Annotated in this window: 13 protein-coding genes; 8 read left to right on the top strand and 5 right to left on the bottom strand. The window is 64.6% G+C overall.

Going from position 1 to position 18617, the window contains the following annotated elements:
* Nucleotides 1-5: 5 nt before the first annotated feature.
* Together FME97_RS02290 and tsaD are read right to left on the bottom strand one after the other, a co-directional pair.
* A complete protein-coding gene (locus FME97_RS02290; RefSeq protein ID WP_141419275.1) occupies nt 6-206 on the bottom strand; it encodes a helix-turn-helix domain-containing protein in 201 nt (66 codons plus the stop codon).
* A 770-nt stretch (nt 207-976) separates the two neighbouring features.
* Nucleotides 977-1999 carry a tRNA (adenosine(37)-N6)-threonylcarbamoyltransferase complex transferase subunit TsaD gene (tsaD, locus tag FME97_RS02285; protein WP_141427679.1) on the bottom strand — a complete coding sequence of 341 codons (1023 nt, stop codon included), beginning with the start codon at nt 1997-1999 and terminating at the stop codon, nt 977-979.
* Between the two features lie 111 nt (nt 2000-2110).
* Here tsaD and FME97_RS02280 point away from each other — a divergent pair, with 111 nt between their 5' ends.
* The 7 genes from FME97_RS02280 to FME97_RS02250 all read left to right on the top strand — a co-directional run bounded on the left by FME97_RS02280 (nt 2111) and on the right by FME97_RS02250 (nt 12755).
* Nucleotides 2111-6877: a translocation/assembly module TamB domain-containing protein gene (locus FME97_RS02280; protein WP_317129399.1), complete on the top strand. Its 4767-nt coding sequence runs from the start codon at nt 2111-2113 to the stop codon at nt 6875-6877.
* Between the two features lie 31 nt (nt 6878-6908).
* A complete protein-coding gene (locus tag FME97_RS02275) occupies nt 6909-7583 on the top strand; it encodes a MotA/TolQ/ExbB proton channel family protein (protein ID WP_141427678.1) in 675 nt (224 codons plus the stop codon).
* Nucleotides 7584-7589: 6 nt separating this feature from the next.
* Nucleotides 7590-7997, top strand: coding sequence for an ExbD/TolR family protein (locus FME97_RS02270; protein ID WP_141427677.1), 408 nt, complete (start codon nt 7590-7592; stop codon nt 7995-7997).
* 148 nt (nt 7998-8145) lie between these two features.
* Complete coding sequence (locus FME97_RS02265; protein ID WP_141427676.1) at nt 8146-8835, top strand: TonB family protein; 690 nt, start codon at nt 8146-8148, stop codon at nt 8833-8835.
* Nucleotides 8836-8921: 86 nt separating this feature from the next.
* Nucleotides 8922-9362 (top strand): DUF1573 domain-containing protein, encoded by a 441-nt coding sequence (locus tag FME97_RS02260; protein WP_141427675.1) that lies wholly within the window; start codon nt 8922-8924, stop codon nt 9360-9362.
* 1 nt (nt 9363) lies between these two features.
* Nucleotides 9364-10674, top strand: coding sequence for an amidohydrolase (locus FME97_RS02255; RefSeq protein WP_141427674.1), 1311 nt, complete (start codon nt 9364-9366; stop codon nt 10672-10674).
* A gap of 71 nt (nt 10675-10745) precedes the next feature.
* Nucleotides 10746-12755, top strand: a complete 2010-nt coding sequence (locus FME97_RS02250) for a YfbK domain-containing protein (RefSeq protein WP_141427673.1) — start codon at nt 10746-10748, stop codon at nt 12753-12755.
* A 174-nt stretch (nt 12756-12929) separates the two neighbouring features.
* Here the strand turns inward: FME97_RS02250 and dinB are convergent, their stop codons facing one another.
* The 3 genes from dinB to FME97_RS02235 form a co-directional block, all read right to left on the bottom strand.
* Nucleotides 12930-13991 (bottom strand): DNA polymerase IV, encoded by a 1062-nt coding sequence (gene dinB / locus FME97_RS02245; RefSeq protein WP_141427672.1) that lies wholly within the window; start codon nt 13989-13991, stop codon nt 12930-12932.
* A 16-nt stretch (nt 13992-14007) separates the two neighbouring features.
* Entirely contained in the window at nt 14008-14445 is a 438-nt protein-coding gene (locus FME97_RS02240; RefSeq protein ID WP_141427671.1) for a DUF4186 domain-containing protein, read from the bottom strand.
* Between the two features lie 233 nt (nt 14446-14678).
* Entirely contained in the window at nt 14679-16715 is a 2037-nt protein-coding gene (locus FME97_RS02235; protein ID WP_141427670.1) for an alpha-amylase family glycosyl hydrolase, read from the bottom strand.
* 79 nt (nt 16716-16794) lie between these two features.
* Between FME97_RS02235 and FME97_RS02230 the strand changes: the two genes are divergently transcribed.
* Nucleotides 16795-18474: a peptide MFS transporter gene (locus FME97_RS02230; protein WP_141427669.1), complete on the top strand. Its 1680-nt coding sequence runs from the start codon at nt 16795-16797 to the stop codon at nt 18472-18474.
* Nucleotides 18475-18617: the final 143 nt, after the last annotated feature.

Here is an 18617-nt window from a genome sequence, read left to right as displayed (position 1 = left end):
TGGGCTTATTTACTGATGATTAAATCTTTCGGATCAACATGTAGGATATTTGCAATCTCGAACAGCACATCCAAACTCGGCTGACGTCTGTTGCAGACATAAGAATTGACGATACAAAAACTCTTTCCGAGTTTTTCCGCCAACCATATCTGCTTGATGCCTTTTTCTTCAAGCACCTCTTTTATACGGTTCTTTGGTTTATCCATGTTTAATCCGTTTGATATTTATGGCAAAGATATAAAATATAATGCAATAAAAAGATAAAAACAGGATGATATTCTAATCGTTCTTAATCTCTTTGATGTCGAACTTAGTTGCCCAAGAGTTTCCTAACCATTCGTATAGGTTTCAGAAGTATGATTTAACCCAAAAGTTGCATTGCAGCCAAAAGAGAAAATACGATGCAGTTCCATGTTCCTTTTTGGCTGAGCGATTATTAGGGAAAAAGTGCAAAGAGAGACGAAAATTCAGTTTAGTTTAGTACATTAGCCTATATATATGCTAAATCAAAGTAAACTAAATTTAGGTAGGCATATTTGCCTTTCTATATGCCTATGACTTGATAGAAATAGCTACCTTTGCGAAGAATAAAACTCCAATAGGGATATACTCACAAGACTGAGGTTTGTCATTTTCTCTTTTGGCTGCAACAATATATTCTCAGAAGAGCGACTGGTTGTCGGGAAAATGGTTTGAAAAACACTTTTAGTATGACCAAGTGCAAGGGATGAAATCAAGTGAAATGCGAAAAACGGATAATCGCTTAAATTATTGATTTTGTTCCTATTTTGTTCCTTTTGCAAGTCGAATAAAACACTATTGCACTGACATATAAATGATTAATCATTTATAGAATAACATTTACCAGATTTTCCGTGCAGCCAAGCCGGTCCGCCACTGCGGACTTCGAAGCAAAGGTACGAAAAAAATCCGGATGCCGAAGCATCCGGACCGTGTGCGGCGTGAATGGGCCCGGCTACATGTTCTCCAGCCGGGCGGCGGGCGAAACGTCGAGCGAGGCCACTTCGCCCAGCTTGTAGCGGTAGTAGCCCGCCATGGCGATCATCGCGGCGTTGTCGGTGGTGAACTTGAATTCGGGCAGGAACGTGCGCCAGCCGCGCCGGCGGCCCGTCTCGGCGATGCCGTCGCGCAGGCCCGAGTTGGCCGAGACGCCGCCGGCGATGGCGATGTCGCGGATGCCCGTCTCCTTCGAGGCGCGCACGAGCTTGTCGAGCAGGATTTCGACGATGGTCGTCTGCAACGAGGCGCAGAGGTCGGCCTTGCGGCGTTCGACGAACCCCGGGTCGGAGGCCACGGCGTCGCGCAGCGTGTAGAGGAACGAGGTCTTCAGCCCCGAGAACGAGTAGTCGTATCCCTCGACATGGGGCCGTGCGAAGCGGAACGCTTTCGGATCGCCCTCCCGGGCCAGGCGGTCGATCACCGGACCGCCCGGGTAGGGCAGCCCCATCACCTTGGCGCACTTGTCGAACGCTTCGCCCGCGGCGTCGTCGATCGTCGTGCCGATGATCCGCATTCGGGTCGGGGAGTCCACGCGCACGATCTGCGTGTGCCCGCCGCTCACCAGCAGGCAGAGGAACGGGAATGACGGGTGGGGCAATTGCCGGTCCGGCAGGTCGATGAAATGCGAGAGGATGTGTCCCTGCAGGTGATTGACCTCGACCATCGGGATGTTGCGGGCGATCGACAGCCCCTTGGCGAACGACACGCCCACGAGCAGCGATCCGACCAGTCCGGGGCCGCGCGTGAAGGCGATGGCGTCCAGCTCGTCGGCCGTGACGCCGGCCTCCCTGAGCGCCGTATCCACCACGGGGACGATATTCTGCTGGTGGGCCCGCGAGGCCAGCTCGGGGATCACGCCGCCGTACTTGACGTGCACGGCCTGCGAGGCGATGACGTTCGACAGCAGGACGTTGCTGCGCAACACGGCCGCCGAGGTGTCGTCGCACGAGGATTCGATGCCGAGAATTGTAATATCCATCCGGTTTTTTACGTGTAATTTTAACTTTTTGGTTAACTTTGCGAGTTATATACGGGAATCCGATTGCGCAAAGTTATAAAAATATTGGGAAAGGTGTTATCTGCGGCGGTTTTGTTGCTGATAATCCTTCCCGTGGCGCTTTCGCTGCTGCTCGACATTCCCGCCGTCCAGAACTATGCCGTGCGCCGTGCGGCCGCTCTCGTCTCGCAGCGGCTGGGAACGGTCGTGCGCGTGGGCCGGGTGGACATCGGGCTGTTTTCGAAGGTGCGCGTCGAGGATTTCTACGTCGAGGACTACGGCCGCGACACGCTCCTTTACGTGGGGCGTCTGGATGCCTACGTCACGGGCTTCGGCCTGTGGGGCGGGGGCGTCGAGCTGAGCCGCGGGGAGATCGCCGACGCCAGACTGCATCTGCACCAGATGCCCGACGGCGAAATGAACATCAAACAGATCGTCGCGCGCCTTTCGAATCCCGGCCGGAAACGGAAGGGCGAGTTCCGCCTCTCGCTGAAGAGCGCTTCGATCGAGAACATGGAACTTTGCCTCGACCGGAACGAGGAGCGCAATCCTCCCTACGGAATCGACTTTTCGCACCTGCATCTGACGCGGCTCGACGCCCGGGTGGACGATTTCACCATCGACGGACAGGCCGTCTATACGACCGTCGCCTCGCTGTCGGCGCGCGAGAAGAGCGGCTTCGTGCTGGATCACCTCTCCGGGCGGTTCTATCTCACGCAGGGCTGCCTGGGCTTCGAGCAGGCCCGGATCGTGACGCCCGGGTCGGACATCCGGATTCCCTACGTTTCGCTGGCCGGCAACTCGTGGGCCGACTACCGGGACTTTCTCGGCCAGGTGCGCATCGACGCCGCACTGCGCGATACGGAGGTTTCGACCGACGACGTGGCTTACTTCGCTCCCCGTCTGCGCGACTGGCATTTGACCTTCAGTGAGATAGATGCCCGGGTGGCGGGCGTCGTCTCGGACTTCTCAGGCGAGATCCGCCGGATGCGCATCGGCGACAGCACGACGCTCGCGGCCACGGCTTCGCTGCGGGGGCTTCCCGACATCCGGAAGACGCACTTCGACCTCGAGATTCCCGACCTGCGGACTTCGGCCGCGGCGGCCGACGACCTGGCGCGGCGCATCGCCGGAAAGTCCCTTCCCGCGTCGCTCGCCCCGGTGCTGGACCGGGCGGGCGACATGCGTCTGAACGCCCGTTTCCGGGGACTGCTCTCGTCGTTCGACATGCGGCTGGGGGCCGGGACGGCGCGGGGCGACGTGACCTGCGACCTGCGGATGAGCCCGCTCGAAAAGGGCCGCAGCGCGATCCGGGGCGAGGTCTCGGCGCGCGACGTGCGCCTCGGGGAGCTCACGGGACACGGGGAGCTGCTGGGCGACGCGACCCTGTCGGCCCGGATCGACGGGGTGGTGGGGCGCGGCTATGCCGACGCCCGCGTGGAGGGGTGCGTCGGGCGCTTCGGCTTCAACGGCTATGTCTATGACTCGCTGCGGCTCGACGGGCGCCTGCGCAACCGCGAGTTCGACGGCCGCATCACGGCCCGCGATCCCAACCTCGATTTCGACTTTTTCGGACTGGTGGACCTCAACGATTCGGTTCCGCGTTACGACTTCACGATGCATCTGCACCACGCCGACCTGGCGCGGCTCCGGATCAACCGCCGCGACTCCGTCTCGCAGCTCTCGGCCCGTATCGTGGCCAAGGCCGGCGGGCGGTCGCTCGACGACCTGAACGGGCGCATCCGGATCTCCGACGCCCGCTACCGCTACAACGACAAGGAGATACAGGCCTCGAACGTCACGGTGACGGGCGAGAACTCCGACGCAGGCAAGTTCGTCGAGCTGCGTTCGGATTTCGCCGACGTCACGTTCCGTTCGCGGACCAGCTACCGCACCGTCTTCGAGTACCTGCGCCGCAGCGCGCGCCGCTACCTGCCCGTGCTGCGCGGCGGGGCGTCCGATGAGGAAACTCCGGGAGCCGTGGCCGCCGCGCCCGACGACTTCTCGCTGCTCTCGGTCGATATACGCAATATCAACCCCGTGGCCGATGCCGTGGCCGCGGGATTGCAGATCGCCGACGGCACGTCGCTGCGGCTGCTCTTCAACCCGGCGAGCGACCGGCTCTCGTTCAAGGCGTCGTCCGAATACGTCGAACGCCGCCGGATGCTGGCCACACGCCTCAGTGTCAATGCTTCGAACCGCGGCGATTCGCTCACGGTCTATGCCTCGGCCGAGGACCTCTACGCCGGGATGCTGCACCTGCCGCACCTCTCGGTGACGGGCGGTGCGAAGCAGGGGCGCGTACAGCTTTCGACGGGCTTCACGGACACCGTGCGCAAGGTCTCGGGACTGATCGGCGTCCGCGCGGGCGTTCTGAGCGAGGAGGGCGACTTCGGCCGCGTGATCGGTCTGCGCATCCTTCCGTCGCACATCACGCGGGGGGAGAAAACGTGGCAGATCTTCGCGCACCGGATCCGCATCGACACGGCGCACGTGTCGATCGACCGCTTCTTCATGATGAACGACGAGCAGGAGCTGCTCATCGACGGCGTGGCTTCGCGCAGCCGCGCCGATTCGGTGACCCTCTCTCTGCGCAACTTCGACCTTTCGACCTTCACGCAGGTCGCCGAACGCATGGGCTACGCGATCGAAGGGCGCACGAACGGCGCGGCGACGATGAAATCGGTGCTGCGCGGCGCCGAGATCACGGCCGACATCCTCTTCGACAGCGTGCGGGTCAATGACATTCCGGCGCCGCCGCTGCGTCTCGCTTCGCGCTGGGACTTCGCGCGCAATCGGGCGGGGGTGACCGTCTCCGACCGTCTTCGGCGCGATACGCTCGTGCGGGGGTTCTATGCGCCCGACCGGGCGCGCTATTACGCCCGTCTGACGGCCGACAGCCTCGACATGGCGCTGCTCGACCCGCTGCTCTCGGGGGTGATCTCCTCGACGGCGGGGCGCGCTTCGGCCGATCTGGTGTTGCAGGGCGAGGGACGGAAGGCCGACCTCGGGGGCGAGGTGCGTGTCCGGAACCTCCGCACGACGGTCGATTACACGCAGGTTCCCTATACGATGCCGGAGGCGACGGTGACGGTCCGCAACAACCGCTTCCGGGCCTCCGGCGTTCCGGTTTTCGACGCGCAGGGCAACCGCGGGCGGTTCGATCTGGACCTCGATCTGACGCACTTGTCGAACATCACCTTCGACGTGCGCGTGGCGCCGCAGCGGATGCTCGTGCTCAATACGACCGAGGCCGACAACGACACTTTCTACGGCCGGGTCCACGCCACCGGCGACGCCCGCATCACGGGCCGCAAGGGGGTGGTGAACATGGATATCACGGCCTCGACGGACGACGATTCGGACTTCTTCCTGCCGCTGTCGGGCAAGTCGAACATCGCCAACGCCGATTTCGTGGTTTTCGAGCGGCCCGAGAGGAGGGACACGCTCGACGCCGTGGCGCGCCGCAAGCTGACCTTCGAACGCCGCCACCGCCAGAAACAGACCGCCGCCGGCCGGATGAACGTCGCCCTGGCGCTCGACGTGCGGCCCAATGCGGACGTCGAGCTGACGCTGGCGGGCAATACGCTGAAGGCCCGCGGCGAGGGGACGCTGAACTTGCAGATCGACCCCCGTTCGAACATCTTCGAAATCTACGGCGACTACACGCTGACCGAAGGGAGCTTCCAGCTCTCGCTGCAAAATATCATCAGCAAGCGGTTCACCATCGAGAACGGCTCCTCGATCCAGTGGACCGGAGCGCCGATGGACGCCCTGCTGGACATCGACGCCGTGTACAAGCTCAAGGCGTCGTTGCAGCCGCTTCTGCAAGGCACGACCGACAACCTCGGGGGCAGCCGCTCGGTTCCCGTCGAGTGCGTCATCCACCTCGGGGAGCGGCTTTCGAATCCGAGCATCGGCTTCGACGTCCGCGTGCCCGGGTCCGATCCGGAGACGCAGACGGTCGTGGCCAACGCCCTCTCGACGCCCGAGACGGTCGATACGCAGTTCGCCTACCTGTTGCTGTTCAACAGCTTCATGGCCGAGAGCTCGTCGCTGGCCTCCTCCAATATCGGCAGTTCGGTATCGGCCGCCACGGGCATGGAGTTCCTCTCGAACATGGTCAGCAGTTGGTTCTCGTCGCTCGGCTACGATTTCCGGATCGGCTACCGGCCCAGGTCGGAGCAGGCGAGCGACGAGGTGGACTTCGGCATCTCGAAGAGCCTGATCAACGACCGGCTGTTCGTCGAAGTCGAGGGCAACTACTTGCTCGACAACAAGCAGGCCGTGAACGGCTCCATGTCCAACTTCATGGGCGAAGCCTATATCACCTACCTGATCGACCCGGCGGGGACGCTCAAGCTGAAGGCCTTCACGCAGACCATCGACCGCTTCGACGAGAACCAGGGCCTCCAGGAGACCGGCATCGGTATCTATTTCAAGGAGGATTTCGACAATCTGCGCGACCTGCGGCAGCGTATCCGGGCGCGTTTCACGAACAGGGAGCGCCGGGCCCGGCGGCAGGCCCGGCGGGCGGCGCGCGCCGCCGAACGGGCCGCTGCGACGTCTCCGGACGATGATCCGCGGCCCGAAGAGTGCGACGAACCGAATCCCGCGGAGGACGGGGATTTTTATTCGTGGCTGCCGGCGGGGCGGGGCGGCGCTTCGGAGACGCCCTGTCCGCCGGGAGGAACGGACCCGGCGGAGGCGCCTGCCGCATTCCGCCTTCCCGCAGGGGCGGCGGCCTCGCCGGACGGCGGTTCTCCGGGATCGGAGGCGGGGCAGCGGCCGGAGGCGGATACGGCCTGCCGGGAGCCGCGGCGGCGGAGCGCGGACGACGGACGAAAGGTTGCAAACTAAATACAAATTCAAATAAATTTTCAGATCTGTTATGATGACATTTTTGCAGGCTGCCGAAGCGGTGGCCGTAAGTGAGGAGACCCGCATGGGCTTGTGGACGTTGTTCGTGAAGGGCGGCTGGCTGATGTGGCCGCTGCTGGCGCTGGGCGGCGTGACGATCTTTATCTTCGTGGAGCGTTTCATGGCCATCCGCAAGGCGTCGGTGCTGGACATGAACTTCATGAACCGCATCCGCGACTACATTTCCGACGGCAAGATCTCGACGGCCGTCAATCTCTGCCGGAAGACCGACACGCCGATCGCCCGCATGATCGAAAAGGGCATCGAGCGCATCGGGCGGCCGATGGGCGACGTGCAGGCCGCCATCGAGAACGTCGCCAACCTCGAGGTATCGAAGCTCGAGAACGGCCTGCCGTTCCTGGCCACGATCGCCGGCGGCGCGCCGATGATCGGTTTCCTGGGCACGGTGCTCGGCATGGTGCAGACCTTCATGGACATGTCGGCGGCGGGCGGCACGGTGGACCTCGGGCTGCTGGCCAGCGGCATGTACGTGGCGATGGTCACCACGGTGGGCGGTCTGATCGTCGGCATCCCGGCCTACTTCGGCTACAACTACCTCGTGGCGCGTATCGAGAAGCTGGTGTTCCAGATGGAGGCCAACTCGATCGCCTTCATGGATATTCTGAATCAACCCGTTCAAAAATAAGGTATTATGGCAATCAAACACGGTTCGAAAGTCGATAAGTCGTTTTCGGCTTCGTCCATGACCGACCTGATGTTCCTGTTGCTGCTGTTCCTGCTGATCGCCACGACGCTGATCAACCCCAACGCCCTGAAACTGATGCTGCCGAAAAGTTCCAACCAGCTCAAGGACAAGGCGATCACCACCGTCTCGATTCAGGATTCGGGCCGCGGCAAGTACCGCTACTACGTGGAGATGCAGGAGGTCGGCTCGATCGACGGCGTGGAGCGGACGCTCAGGACGCGCCTCGACGGGCAGAAGGAGCCCACCGTGTCGCTCCATTGCGACAAGACCGTCGCGGTGGACGAGGTGGTGAAGGTGATGAACGTGGCCAAGGACAACAACTACAAGCTGATCCTGGCGACGACTCCGAGATAGCCGGGCGGGTTTGCGGACCGGTCGGTTGCATCCGCGGCCTGCGGCTGCGTTTGCGAATCCGGCCCCGCCCCGAATCCCTTCCCCGGCGGGAGCTTATGTGCCGCGAGGCGGCGAAAGACGTTTCCGAAATATTGGTGAAATTACGGTTATGTATTATTACGATCCCGACAATAAGAATCCTCGACGGTGGGCGATGATCGCCGCGGGGGCTTACGCGCTGCTTTTCGCGGTGTCGTTCGCCGTCGTGTCGTTCGACTTCGCGCCGGCGCCGGACAAGCCGGGCGACACGATTCTGGTGGACTTCACCGAACCTCCCGCCCCCGAGCCTCCGCGGCCGCCCGTGAAGACGGCCGACGAGCCGCGCGTGCACGACGTCGCCGCGCCGGAGGAGCGCACGGCGCAGGTCGCCGGCAAGGACGAGGTGACGCAGACGCCCAACCCCAAGGCGCTTTTCAGGATGAACAAGGGCGGTGCGGACGAGCCGGACAATGCCGGCAACCCCCGCGCTCCGGAGGGCGAGGACAAGGCTTCGGGCAGCGGTCCCGGACTGAATCCCGACGGGCTGGACCAGCTCGACAAGGGGCTTCAGGGGCGCGGACTGGTGGGCAGTCTGCCCAAACCGGCCTATCCGGGCAACAAGAGCGGCAAGATCGTGATCCGCGTGACGGTGGACGCCTCGGGCAAGGTCACGGGCGCGGCCTTCGAGCCGAAGGGTTCGACCGAAAGCGACGCCGCGCTGGTCGCGGCCGCCGTCGCCGCGGCGCGCAAGGCCCGCTTCACGGAGAGCCGTGCGGCGGTGCAGGGCGGTACGATCACCTATATTTTCCGCATGGAGTGAATCCCCGTTTCCGGACACGGTTCCGGGACGGACGCCCGACGGCGCCGGATGCGGCGGCTGTCGGGCGATGAACAGATAATCGCGTTATGAAAAGAGTATTGTTGATACTCTCCGCCTGCCTGCTCTTCGCGGCGGCGGAGGCCCGCAAACCCGAAGGCGCGCACCTCGCGCTGGAGCATCCGACCCACGATTTCGGGGACGTGCCGCGCAAGGGCGGCGACCTGGTCCACGAATTCCGTTTCACGAACGACGGCACGGCGCCGCTGGTCATCCTGCGCGCCATGACCAGCTGTTCGTGCCTGAAGACTTCGTATCCGAAGCGGCCCGTGGCGCCGGGCGATTCGGGCGTGATCCGCGTCGTCTATGAGCCGCACAAGAGCGAGCCGGGTGTCTTCAACAAGGTGATCCAGATCTACTCGAACTCCGCGGACGGCCGCGACATCATCACCGTGCAGGGCAACTCGATCGACGGGGAGCGCTCCGGGAAGGCGAAAGAGAGACGGAACAGAACGAAAACGGAACATTGATATGGCTACGCTTTTTTCGAATGCGACGGTGCTGCCGATGACTTCCTCCGCGGAGGGGCCGCACACCTTCACCGGATCGGTGGGCGTCGCGGGCGACCGCATCGCGCTGGTGTCGCCCGACGAATCGGCCGCGGCGGAGTTCCGCGCGGCGCATCCCGGCCTGCGGGAGATCGACTGCCGGGGGCGGCTGGTCATGCCGGGGCTGGTGAACACCCATTGCCACGCGGCCATGACGTTGCAGCGCAGCCGGGCCGATGACCTTCCGCTGATGCGGTGGCTTCACGAATTCATCTGGCCCTTCGAGGCGTGCCAGACGCCCGACGACGTGGCGCTCGGCATGGAGCTGGGCATCGTCGAGATGCTGCTGGGCGGCGTCACGTCGTTCGTCGATATGTACTATTTCCAGCACCGCTGCGTCGGCGTGGTCGAGCGGCTGGGCATCCGTGCTGTGCTGGGGTGCAACTACTTCGACAGCAACATCGACGAGGTGCTGCCCCAGATCGGGGAGGCCGTGCGGCTGGCCGCCGGCAGCGACCGCGTGCGCATCGCCGTCGCGCCGCACTCCCCCTATACGGTTTCGCCCGAAAACCTCGTGCGGGGCCGCGAGCTGGCCGAACGCCACGGGCTGCTGCTGATGACGCACGTCGCCGAGACACGGGACGAGGTGCGCATCGTGCGCGAACGTTACGGCGCCACGCCGGTCGGCCACCTCGATCGGCTGGGGGTGCTGACTCCCCGTACGATCGGAGCGCACTGCGTCCACGTGACGGACGAGGACATCGCGGTCCTTGCCGCGCGCGGCGTCACGGTGTCGCACAACCCGCAGAGCAACATGAAGATTTCGAGCGGCGTGGCCCCCGTGGCGCGGATGCTGCGCGAAGGGGTAACGGTGACGGTGGCCACGGACGGTCCCTGTTCGAACAACGACCTGGACATGTGGGAGGAGCTGCGCACGGCGGCCTTCCTCCAGAAATCCGCGACAGGCGATCCCTGCGCGCTTCCGGCCCGTGAGGCGCTGCGGCTGGCTACGGCGAACGGGGCCCGGGCGATGGGCTGCTCCGAGGGGGAGCTGGGCGTGCTGCGCGAAGGGGCGCTGGCCGATCTGATCGTGGTCGATCTGGAAAAGCCGCACTTGCAGCCCGTGAACGACGCGGTGGCCAATCTGGTCTATTGCGGCAAGGCGTCGGACGTCGAGACGGTGATGGTCGGCGGCCGGATCGTGGTCGAGAACCGCCGCATCCCGGGGGTGGACCTGCCGGATCTCTATGCACGGGCGGCGGAGGCCGTCGCGCGGATTCGGACGGCGAAGTGACCGGCGGGCGGAAAAAATTTGTTTTTCCGCCCGTTTTTCGCTAACTTGGAAGGGCCTAAATTGCTTGTCCTATGAAAAGTCTGCCTTTCCTGCTCGCCTGCCTGCTGCCGCTGGGAGCGGCGGCGCAGTCGCACACCGTGGCCGGCCGGGTCGTGTCCGCCGGCGACAACGCCCCGCTCGCGGGCTGTTCGGTCGTCGTCAAGCATACTTCCCGGGGCACGGTGACCGGTCCGGACGGCCGCTATGAGATCGGGGCCGCGCCGGGCGACACGCTCCGCTTCACCTTCGTCGGGTTCCGAACGGCCGAGGAGCCGGTAGGCCGCCGCACGCGGATCGACGTCGTGCTGGAAGCGGCCGCCGAGGCGGTGTTTGAAGAGTGCGTCGTGGAGGTGTCCGGCATGCAGGATGCCGCCGGACCGGTCGCGGGACCCTCCCGTCGTCGCGCGGGGTCGGCGGCCCTGCCGTTCGTGCAGCCCGGCAGGGAGGAGTACGCGCACTACGAGGAGAACCGTTTCCGCTCCGCCCTGCAGGAACCGCTTTCGACCTTCTCGCTCGAAGCCGACGGCGCCTCCTATGCCGTCTGCCGCCGCAAACTCGCCTCGGGACGCCATCCCGAGCCGGACGCCGTGCGCATCGAGGAGCTGCTGAACTACTTTTCCTACGACTATCCCGCTCCCGAGGGGGAGGATCCGCTGTCGCTCGTCGTCGATGCGGGTCCGTGTCCGTGGGAGCCGTCGCACCGGCTGGTCCGCATCGGGCTGCGTGCCCGCGAGATTCCGGCCGCGGAGATTCCGCCTTCGAATTTCATCTACCTCATAGACGTTTCCGGCTCGATGACCGGCCGGCTGCCGCTGGTGCAGGCTTCGATGAAGATGCTCACGGACAACCTGCGGCCCGGGGACCGCGTTTCGGTGGTGACCTATGCCGACGGGGTGCGGGTGGTGTCGGAGAACGTGCCGGGCAGCGAGCGGCGGCGCATCAAGGATGTGATCGACGGTCTGACGGCCTCCGGCTCGACGGCGGGCGGCGCCGGGCTGGAGTGCGCCTACGAGGTGGCCGGGCGGTGCTTCATCCCCGGCGGCAACAACCGCATCGTCCTCTGTTCGGACGGCGACTTCAACGTGGGGCCTTCGTCCGACGACGAGATGGGGGCGCTCATCGAACGGCAGCGCAAACAGTCGGGCGTGCGGCTTTCGGTGCTCGGCTACGGCATGGGCAACTACAAGGACCGGAAGATGCAGCTCATGGCCGAGCGGGGCGACGGCAACTACGCCTATGTCGATGACATGCGCGAGGCGGCGAAGGTGCTTTTCCGCGAGTTCGGCGCGACGGCGTGGGCCGTGGCGCACGACGTCAAGATGCAGGTGGAGTTCAATCCGGCGCTGGTCGCCTCCTACCGGCTGGTGGGGTACGAGAGCCGCCTGCTGGAGAGCGAGGATTTCAACGACGACCGCAGGGATGCGGGCGAGATCGGTGCCGGGCATTGCGTCACGGCGCTCTACGAGCTGATTCCCGTCGGCGTCGAGGAGCATCCGGCCGGCACGGTGGACGCCCTGCGCTATCAGGGACGGCGGGGCGTGCCCGTGGTGACGATTCCCTCGTCCGAGACGCTGGCCGTGAAGGTCCGCTACAAGCTCCCCGGCGAGCGCCGCAGCCATCTGATGCAGGCCGAACTGGTCGATGACGGGCGGGAGCGTCTGACGGGCGACTTCGCCTTCGCGGCGGCCGTGGCCATGTACGGACAACTGCTCCGCCTCTCCGATTTCCGGGGCGGGGCGACGTGGGACGAGGTGATCCGTCTGGCGCAGCTCGGACTGGGGAACGATCCGGAGGGCTACCGCCGCGAGTTCATCGACCTGGTGCGCGTGGCGCAGAGCGTCTGCGGCGACTGCCGTTCGGAGTATCCCGCGCCGGAGCCTGTGCCGCATTCCGCACCGGACGCAGCGCCCCGTTCCGTATCGTCCGCCGTATCCGCGCCGGCTTCGGCGCCCGGCGGCTCGTCCGGTTCCGTCCCGGCGTCCGCATCCGTACCCGTTCCTTCCGGTGCGTCCGGTTCCGCTGCCGTGCCTGCGGACCGCTGATCTGGCGGACCGCTGCTCAGGGCGAAGGGATTTCGCGCATCGGGCCCTGCCGCACTATCGCGGCAGGGCCCGATGCCGTTTTCTGACGGGATGTCCGGCAGGGACGGTTTCGGATTCCGGCCGTTTCCCGGGGGTTCCCGGTTGCTTCCCGGCCGGAAGACCTTTCTCTTTCTGTCACTCTCCGAAGCCGAACCGCAACTGTACGCAGTCGGCGCATGCCTCCGGCGAATTGCCCACCGTGAGGCCGATGAGGCGGACTCTGCGTCCGCGGAGATCCACGGCTGCGAGCAGCTCCTCCGCGACGCGGCGCAGCGTGTCGGCGGACTCGACGGCCGCCGGGAGCGTCTTCGAGCGGGTGATCTGCCGGAAGTCGGCGTATTTGAGTTTCAGCACGACGGTCTTGCCCCGGAACTCGTGCCGCTGGAGCCGGTTCCAGACCTCTTCGCGGATGCCCTCCAGCTCCAGCATCAACCGCTTCCGGTCGTCGGTGTCTTCCGGGAGGGTCGTCTCCGCACCGAGCGACTTGCGGATGCGGTTGGGTGTCACCGCGCGGTCGTCGATGCCCCGGGCGTAGCCGTAGTAGGCGTGCCCGGCCTTGCCGAAGTGGTGCACGAGGGCCGCTTCGTCCCACAGCCCGAGATCGGCTCCCGTGCGGATGCCGAGGGCGTGCATCTTCCGGGCCGTGACTTCGCCGATGCCGAAGAAGCGTTCTACGGGCAGTCCGGCGACGAATCCGGAGACCTGCTCCGGGGCGATGGTGAACAGCCCGTCGGGTTTGCGGTAGTCCGAGGCGATTTTCGCCAGCATCTTGTTCACGGAGACGCCCGCCGAGGCCGTGAGACCCGTTTCGCGGCGGATGCGGGCCTTGATCTCGCGCGCGGCGAGCGTCGCCGAGCGCAGGTGCGAGACGTCCAGAAACGCTTCGTCGAGCGACAGCGGCTCCACCAGCTCGGTGTATTCGCGGAATACGGCCCGGATCTGCTGCGAGACGGCCTTGTAGATTTCGAAGCGGGGCGGCACGAAGATCAGTTGCGGACAGAGCCGCCGCGCCGTGACGGAGGGGAGGGCCGAATGCACGCCGAAGGGGCGCGCCTCGTAGCTGGCCGTGGAGACCACGCCCCGCGGACCGTCGTGTCCCACGGCGATCGGACGTCCCCGCAGGGCGGGGTTGTCGCGCTGCTCGACGGAGGCGTAGAAGGCGTCCATGTCCACGTGTATGATCTTCCGTTGAGGCATATCGTGCGGCATTTCGCTATCGGACGGGGCGGTTCGTTCCGGCCTGCCGGAGCGGCTGCCGTCCGATCCAGGCCATCAGCACCGCGACGACGTACCGCTGCTCCGTGGCGCTCAGTTCCCGGCCCGCCGGGATGCGATGCCATTTCTCGAGACATTTGCGGCAGCAGCAGGCCGTGGCGTGCTGGGCGATGAACACGGGGTGTCCCCGCATGGGCGTCTGCCGGCCGTCGTTGGGGATGACGGCCGGGGCGAGGCGTGTGCGCACGAAGTCCTCCGCATGGCGGCGCAGCGTCTCCGCGCCTTTGCGTTCGGCATAGGCCACCTCCGCAGGTCCGAGACGGAACCGGCTGCGGAACTCCGAGCGGGCCAGCCGGGCGAAAAGCTCTTCGAACTCCTCCCCGGCCGCATTCCCTCCGGTCCTGGCGGCATCTCCGGAAAATATCCTTCCGGGCATTTTTCCGTCCGTTGTCTCCGGAGCGGCGCTTGTTCCGTCCGTATTTTTCTCTCTGTCCATCGTCTTTCCGGTTGTCCGGCAAAGATAACGCCGGATCGCCGGACCGGAATGCGTTCTGCCCGGATTTTTTTCCGATCCGTTCCTGCGCCTTGCGGTCGTGCGCGGTCGGGACTGTCGGAATCCGGAGTGCACGCCGGCCCGCGAACCGCTCCGAACCGTGAATCCGCCCCGGGCTACCGCCGCCGCAGGTAGACCGTCGCCGTGCGCGAGGTGTTGTAGATGCGGATGCGGGGGTGGTCCTGTCCGTCGTCGCCCCGCACCGGGAAGGAGAAGTGCTCGACCTGCATCGACTGCCGCTCCTGACCGCCGAACCGCCGTTCGTCGGTCGAGAGCACCGGAACGTATTTGCCCGGGGCCCCGACGGGCAGTTCGTAGTCGGGTATCGACGCCGTGGGGTGCCAGTTGAAGACGAACAGCAGCCGGCCGTGCGAGAAGACCATCGTCTTGTTCCGCTCGTCCATGAGCAGGTTGTAGGGGTAGCCGTCGGCCAGCACCCGGTATTTTTTGACGAGCCGGATCATCGCCCGGTCGAAATCCCCGAGCCACGAGTAGCGCAGGAATCCGTTGCGGGAGAGCGACCACTGCCGTCGGGCGTGGGCGTAGCTCCAGCCGTTGCCTTCGCGCGGGAAGTCGATCCATTCGGGGTGGCCGAACTCGTTGCCCATGAAGTTGAGGTAGGCGTCGCCTCCCGCGGCGATCGTCATCAGGCGGATCATCTTGTGCAGGGCCATGCCGCGGTCGATCACGAGACTCTCCGACGCGCGGTCCATGCGGTCGTACATCTCCTTGTCCATCAGGCGGAACGCCAGCGTCTTGTCGCCCACCAGCGCCTGGTCGTGCGACTCGGCGTAGGCCACGGTCTTCACTCCCGGCAGGCGGTTGGTCATCACCGACCACATCTCCCATATGTTCCACTCCTCGTCGGGAACCTCCTTGAGCTGTTTGATCCAGTAGTCGGGAATGGCCATGCCCAGCCGGTAGTCGAACCCGATGCCGCCGTCGTCGATGGGGATGCACATGCCCGGCATGCCGCTCACGTCCTCGGCGATCGTCACGGCCGCGGGGCGGAAGTCGTGGACGAGGCGGTTGGCCAGCGTCAGGTAGTCCACGGCGTCTTCGTTCACCCCCTCGTCGAAGTAGCGGTCGCGGCAGTCGAAGTCGATATAGCCGTGGTGGCGGTAGAGCATCGACGTCACCCCGTCGAAGCGGAAGCCGTCGAAGTGGAACTCGTCGAGCCAGTATTTGACGTTCGAGAGCAGGAAGTGCTGCACTTCGCCCTTGCCGTAGTCGAAGAGTTTCGAATCCCAGTAGGGCTGGTCGCCCGCCTCGCCCGGGGGCGAGTAGAGGTGGTCCGTGCCGTCCAGCTCGTTGATCCCCTCGTTGAGGTTCTTCACGTAGTGGGCGTGCACGAGGTCCATGATGACGGCCAGTCCCAGCTCGTGCGCCCGGCGCACCAGCTCTTTCAGCTCCTCGGGCGTGCCGAAGCGCGACGAGGGGGCGAAGAAACTCGAAACGTGGTAGCCGAACGACCCGTAGTAGGGGTGCTCGGCGATGGCCATGAGCTGCACGGCGTTGTAGCCGCCGCGTTTGATGACCGGGAGGATTCTTTCGGTGAATTCGCGGTAGGTCCCCACTCCCTCGCGCTCCTGCGCCATGCCCACGTGGGCCTCGTAGATCAGCAGGCTGCCTGCCGCCGGGGCCTCGAACGCATCGCCGCACCAGTCGAAGGGGGCGTCCGGTTCCCAGAACTGCGCCGCGAAATCCTTCGTCTGCTCGTCCTGCACCACGCGCCGGGCGTAGGCCGGGATGCGGTCCCGCCAGCCGTTGTCGCCGTGGACGTGGAGCTTGTAGAGCGAGCCGTGGAGCAGCCGGTCGCGGTACATCGCCGCGGGGAAGAAGACGCTCCAGACCCCCGCCGGGTCGCGGTGCATCCTGATTTCGGTGCGCTGCCAGCCGTTGAAGTCCCCGAACACATAGACGTCCGCCGCACCGGGCAGCCATTCGCGGAGCCACCACCCCTCCAGTCCGGCATCCCATTGCCAGCCGAAATAGCGGTAGCCGTTGGCGTAATCGACGATCGACCCCGCGGCGCGTTCGACGGCCGCGAGTTTGTCGAGGTAACGTCCGTGGCGGCGGGCGATCGCCGCGGCCGCGGGACGGAGCCATTCGTCGCGGAGGACGATCGGCAGCAGGTCGGAGTTTTTTCCCATAGAACTTGCGGTTTCATACAAATATATGAAAAATTTTTCTATCTTTGTCTCCGAACTTTATTAAACCCCTGAAGCGATTATGTTCAAAGGACAACCCAAAGGTTTGTACGCCCTTTCGCTGGCCAACACGGGCGAGCGTTTCGGCTACTATACCATGCTTGCGATCTTCACCCTGTTCCTGCAGGCGAAATTCGGCTACACGGAGGCCGTGACCACCCAGATTTACGGCATCTTCCTGGCCGCCGTCTATTTCATGCCCTTCTTCGGCGGCATCCTGGCCGACCGGTTCGGCTTCGGCCGGATGGTGACGCTCGGCATCATCGTCATGTTCGGCGGCTACGCGCTGCTTTCGATACCCACCGGTACGGGCTTCGCGGCGCAGGCGCTCATGTTCCTGGCACTGACGCTGATCGCCTGCGGCACGGGCCTTTTCAAGGGCAACCTGCAGGTGATGGTGGGCAATCTGTACGACGATCCGGCCTATTCGGCCAAGCGCGACAGCGCCTTCTCCATATTCTATATGGCCATCAACATCGGTGCCATGTTCGCCCCGTCGATGGCCACGTGGATCACGAACCACTTCCTCGCGCAGGACGGACTGACGTACAACGGCCAGATTCCGGCCCTCGCGCACCAGTACCTTGCCGAAGGGGCTTCGATGCCCGCCGAGCCGCTGGCCGAGTTGCAGCGGCTGGCCGTATCGGTCGGCGGCGACGTCTCCGATCTGGGGAGCTTCGCGTCGCACTACATCGAGAAACTCTCGTCGGCCTATAACATGGGCTTCGCCGTGGCGTGCGTCTCGCTGATCGTCTCCTATGTGATCTACGTCGCCTTCCGCAAGACCTTCCGGCACGCCGACGTGACGGCCAAGCAGCAGGCCGCTTCGGGCGCCGCCGCGCAGGTCGAGCTGACGCCCGCGCAGACCAAGTCGCGCATCACGGCCCTCATGCTCGTCTTCGCCGTGGTGATCTTCTTCTGGATGGCCTTCCACCAGAACGGCTCGACGATGACCTTCTTCGCCCGCGACTATACGACCTCCGAGGCGACGGGCCTCACGCGCATGTCGTTCGACATTCTGAACCTCGTGCTGGTGCTCGTGGGCATCTACGGACTGGTGGGCTTCTTCCAGGCCGAGAAGGGCCGCGGCAAGCTCATCGGCGCTGCGGCCGTCGTCGCGGCTCTCGGGGCGCTCTACTACCGCTGGACCGTCACGCCCGATCCGGTGCACATCCTTCCGCAGGTGTTCCAGCAGTTCAATCCCTTCTATGTCGTGGCCCTCACGCCGCTGTCGGTGGCGCTCTTCTCCTCGCTGGCCCGCAAGGGCAAGGAGCCGTCGGCTCCGCGCAAGATCGGAATGGGCATGATCATCGCCGCCGCGGGCTTCCTGATCCTCACCGTCGGGTCGATGGGCCTCATGTCGCCCGCCGAGGTCAAGGCCGTCGGTGCCAGCGATACCTTCGTGTCGCAGAACTGGCTGATCTCGACCTACCTCGTGCTGACGTTCGCCGAGCTGCTCCTCTCGCCGATGGGCATTTCGTTCGTCTCGAAGGTGGCGCCTCCCAAGTACAAGGGCATGATGATGGGCTGCTGGTTCGCCGCCACGGCCGTCGGCAACTACGCCACGTCGCTCATCGGCTACCTCTGGGGCAGCGGCATGGCGCTCTGGATGGTGTGGAGCGTGCTGATCGTGCTCTGCCTGCTCTCGGCGCTGTTCATCTTCTCGATCATGAAGAAACTCGAAAACGCGACGGCCGCCTGACGGTCCGTCCCCGACGGATACGGGAGCGTCTCCGAACGCCCCGAACGGAATTCACCCCTGCCGCAGCGGTCGCGGCAGGGGTGAATCGTCTTAGGGGAGGGGGCTGCGGTGCGCGCCGTTGCGGGGAGCTGTCGTGCCTGGGC

The organism is Alistipes dispar, from assembly GCF_006542685.1.
In the GTDB taxonomy this organism is placed as follows: Bacteria; Bacteroidota; Bacteroidia; order Bacteroidales; family Rikenellaceae; genus Alistipes; species Alistipes dispar.
Note: the sequence above shows the minus strand (reverse complement) of the source record. Positions and strands in the feature narration are given on the sequence as shown.

Bases quoted from the DNA above. Each gene is read 5' to 3' on its own strand.
- FME97_RS02290 (WP_141419275.1), bottom strand. From the start codon at position 206: ATGGATAAACCAAAGAACCGTATAAAAGAGGTGCTTGAAGAAAAAGGC.
- tsaD (WP_141427679.1), bottom strand. From the start codon at position 1,999: ATGGATATTACAATTCTCGGCATCGAATCCTCGTGCGACGACACCTCG.
- FME97_RS02275 (WP_141427678.1), top strand. From the start codon at position 6,909: ATGATGACATTTTTGCAGGCTGCCGAAGCGGTGGCCGTAAGTGAGGAG.
- FME97_RS02270 (WP_141427677.1), top strand. From the start codon at position 7,590: ATGGCAATCAAACACGGTTCGAAAGTCGATAAGTCGTTTTCGGCTTCG.
- FME97_RS02265 (WP_141427676.1), top strand. From the start codon at position 8,146: ATGTATTATTACGATCCCGACAATAAGAATCCTCGACGGTGGGCGATG.
- FME97_RS02260 (WP_141427675.1), top strand. From the start codon at position 8,922: ATGAAAAGAGTATTGTTGATACTCTCCGCCTGCCTGCTCTTCGCGGCG.
- FME97_RS02255 (WP_141427674.1), top strand. From the start codon at position 9,364: ATGGCTACGCTTTTTTCGAATGCGACGGTGCTGCCGATGACTTCCTCC.
- FME97_RS02250 (WP_141427673.1), top strand. From the start codon at position 10,746: ATGAAAAGTCTGCCTTTCCTGCTCGCCTGCCTGCTGCCGCTGGGAGCG.
- dinB (WP_141427672.1), bottom strand. From the start codon at position 13,991: ATGCCTCAACGGAAGATCATACACGTGGACATGGACGCCTTCTACGCC.
- FME97_RS02240 (WP_141427671.1), bottom strand. From the start codon at position 14,445: ATGCCCGGAAGGATATTTTCCGGAGATGCCGCCAGGACCGGAGGGAAT.
- FME97_RS02235 (WP_141427670.1), bottom strand. From the start codon at position 16,715: ATGGGAAAAAACTCCGACCTGCTGCCGATCGTCCTCCGCGACGAATGG.
- FME97_RS02230 (WP_141427669.1), top strand. From the start codon at position 16,795: ATGTTCAAAGGACAACCCAAAGGTTTGTACGCCCTTTCGCTGGCCAAC.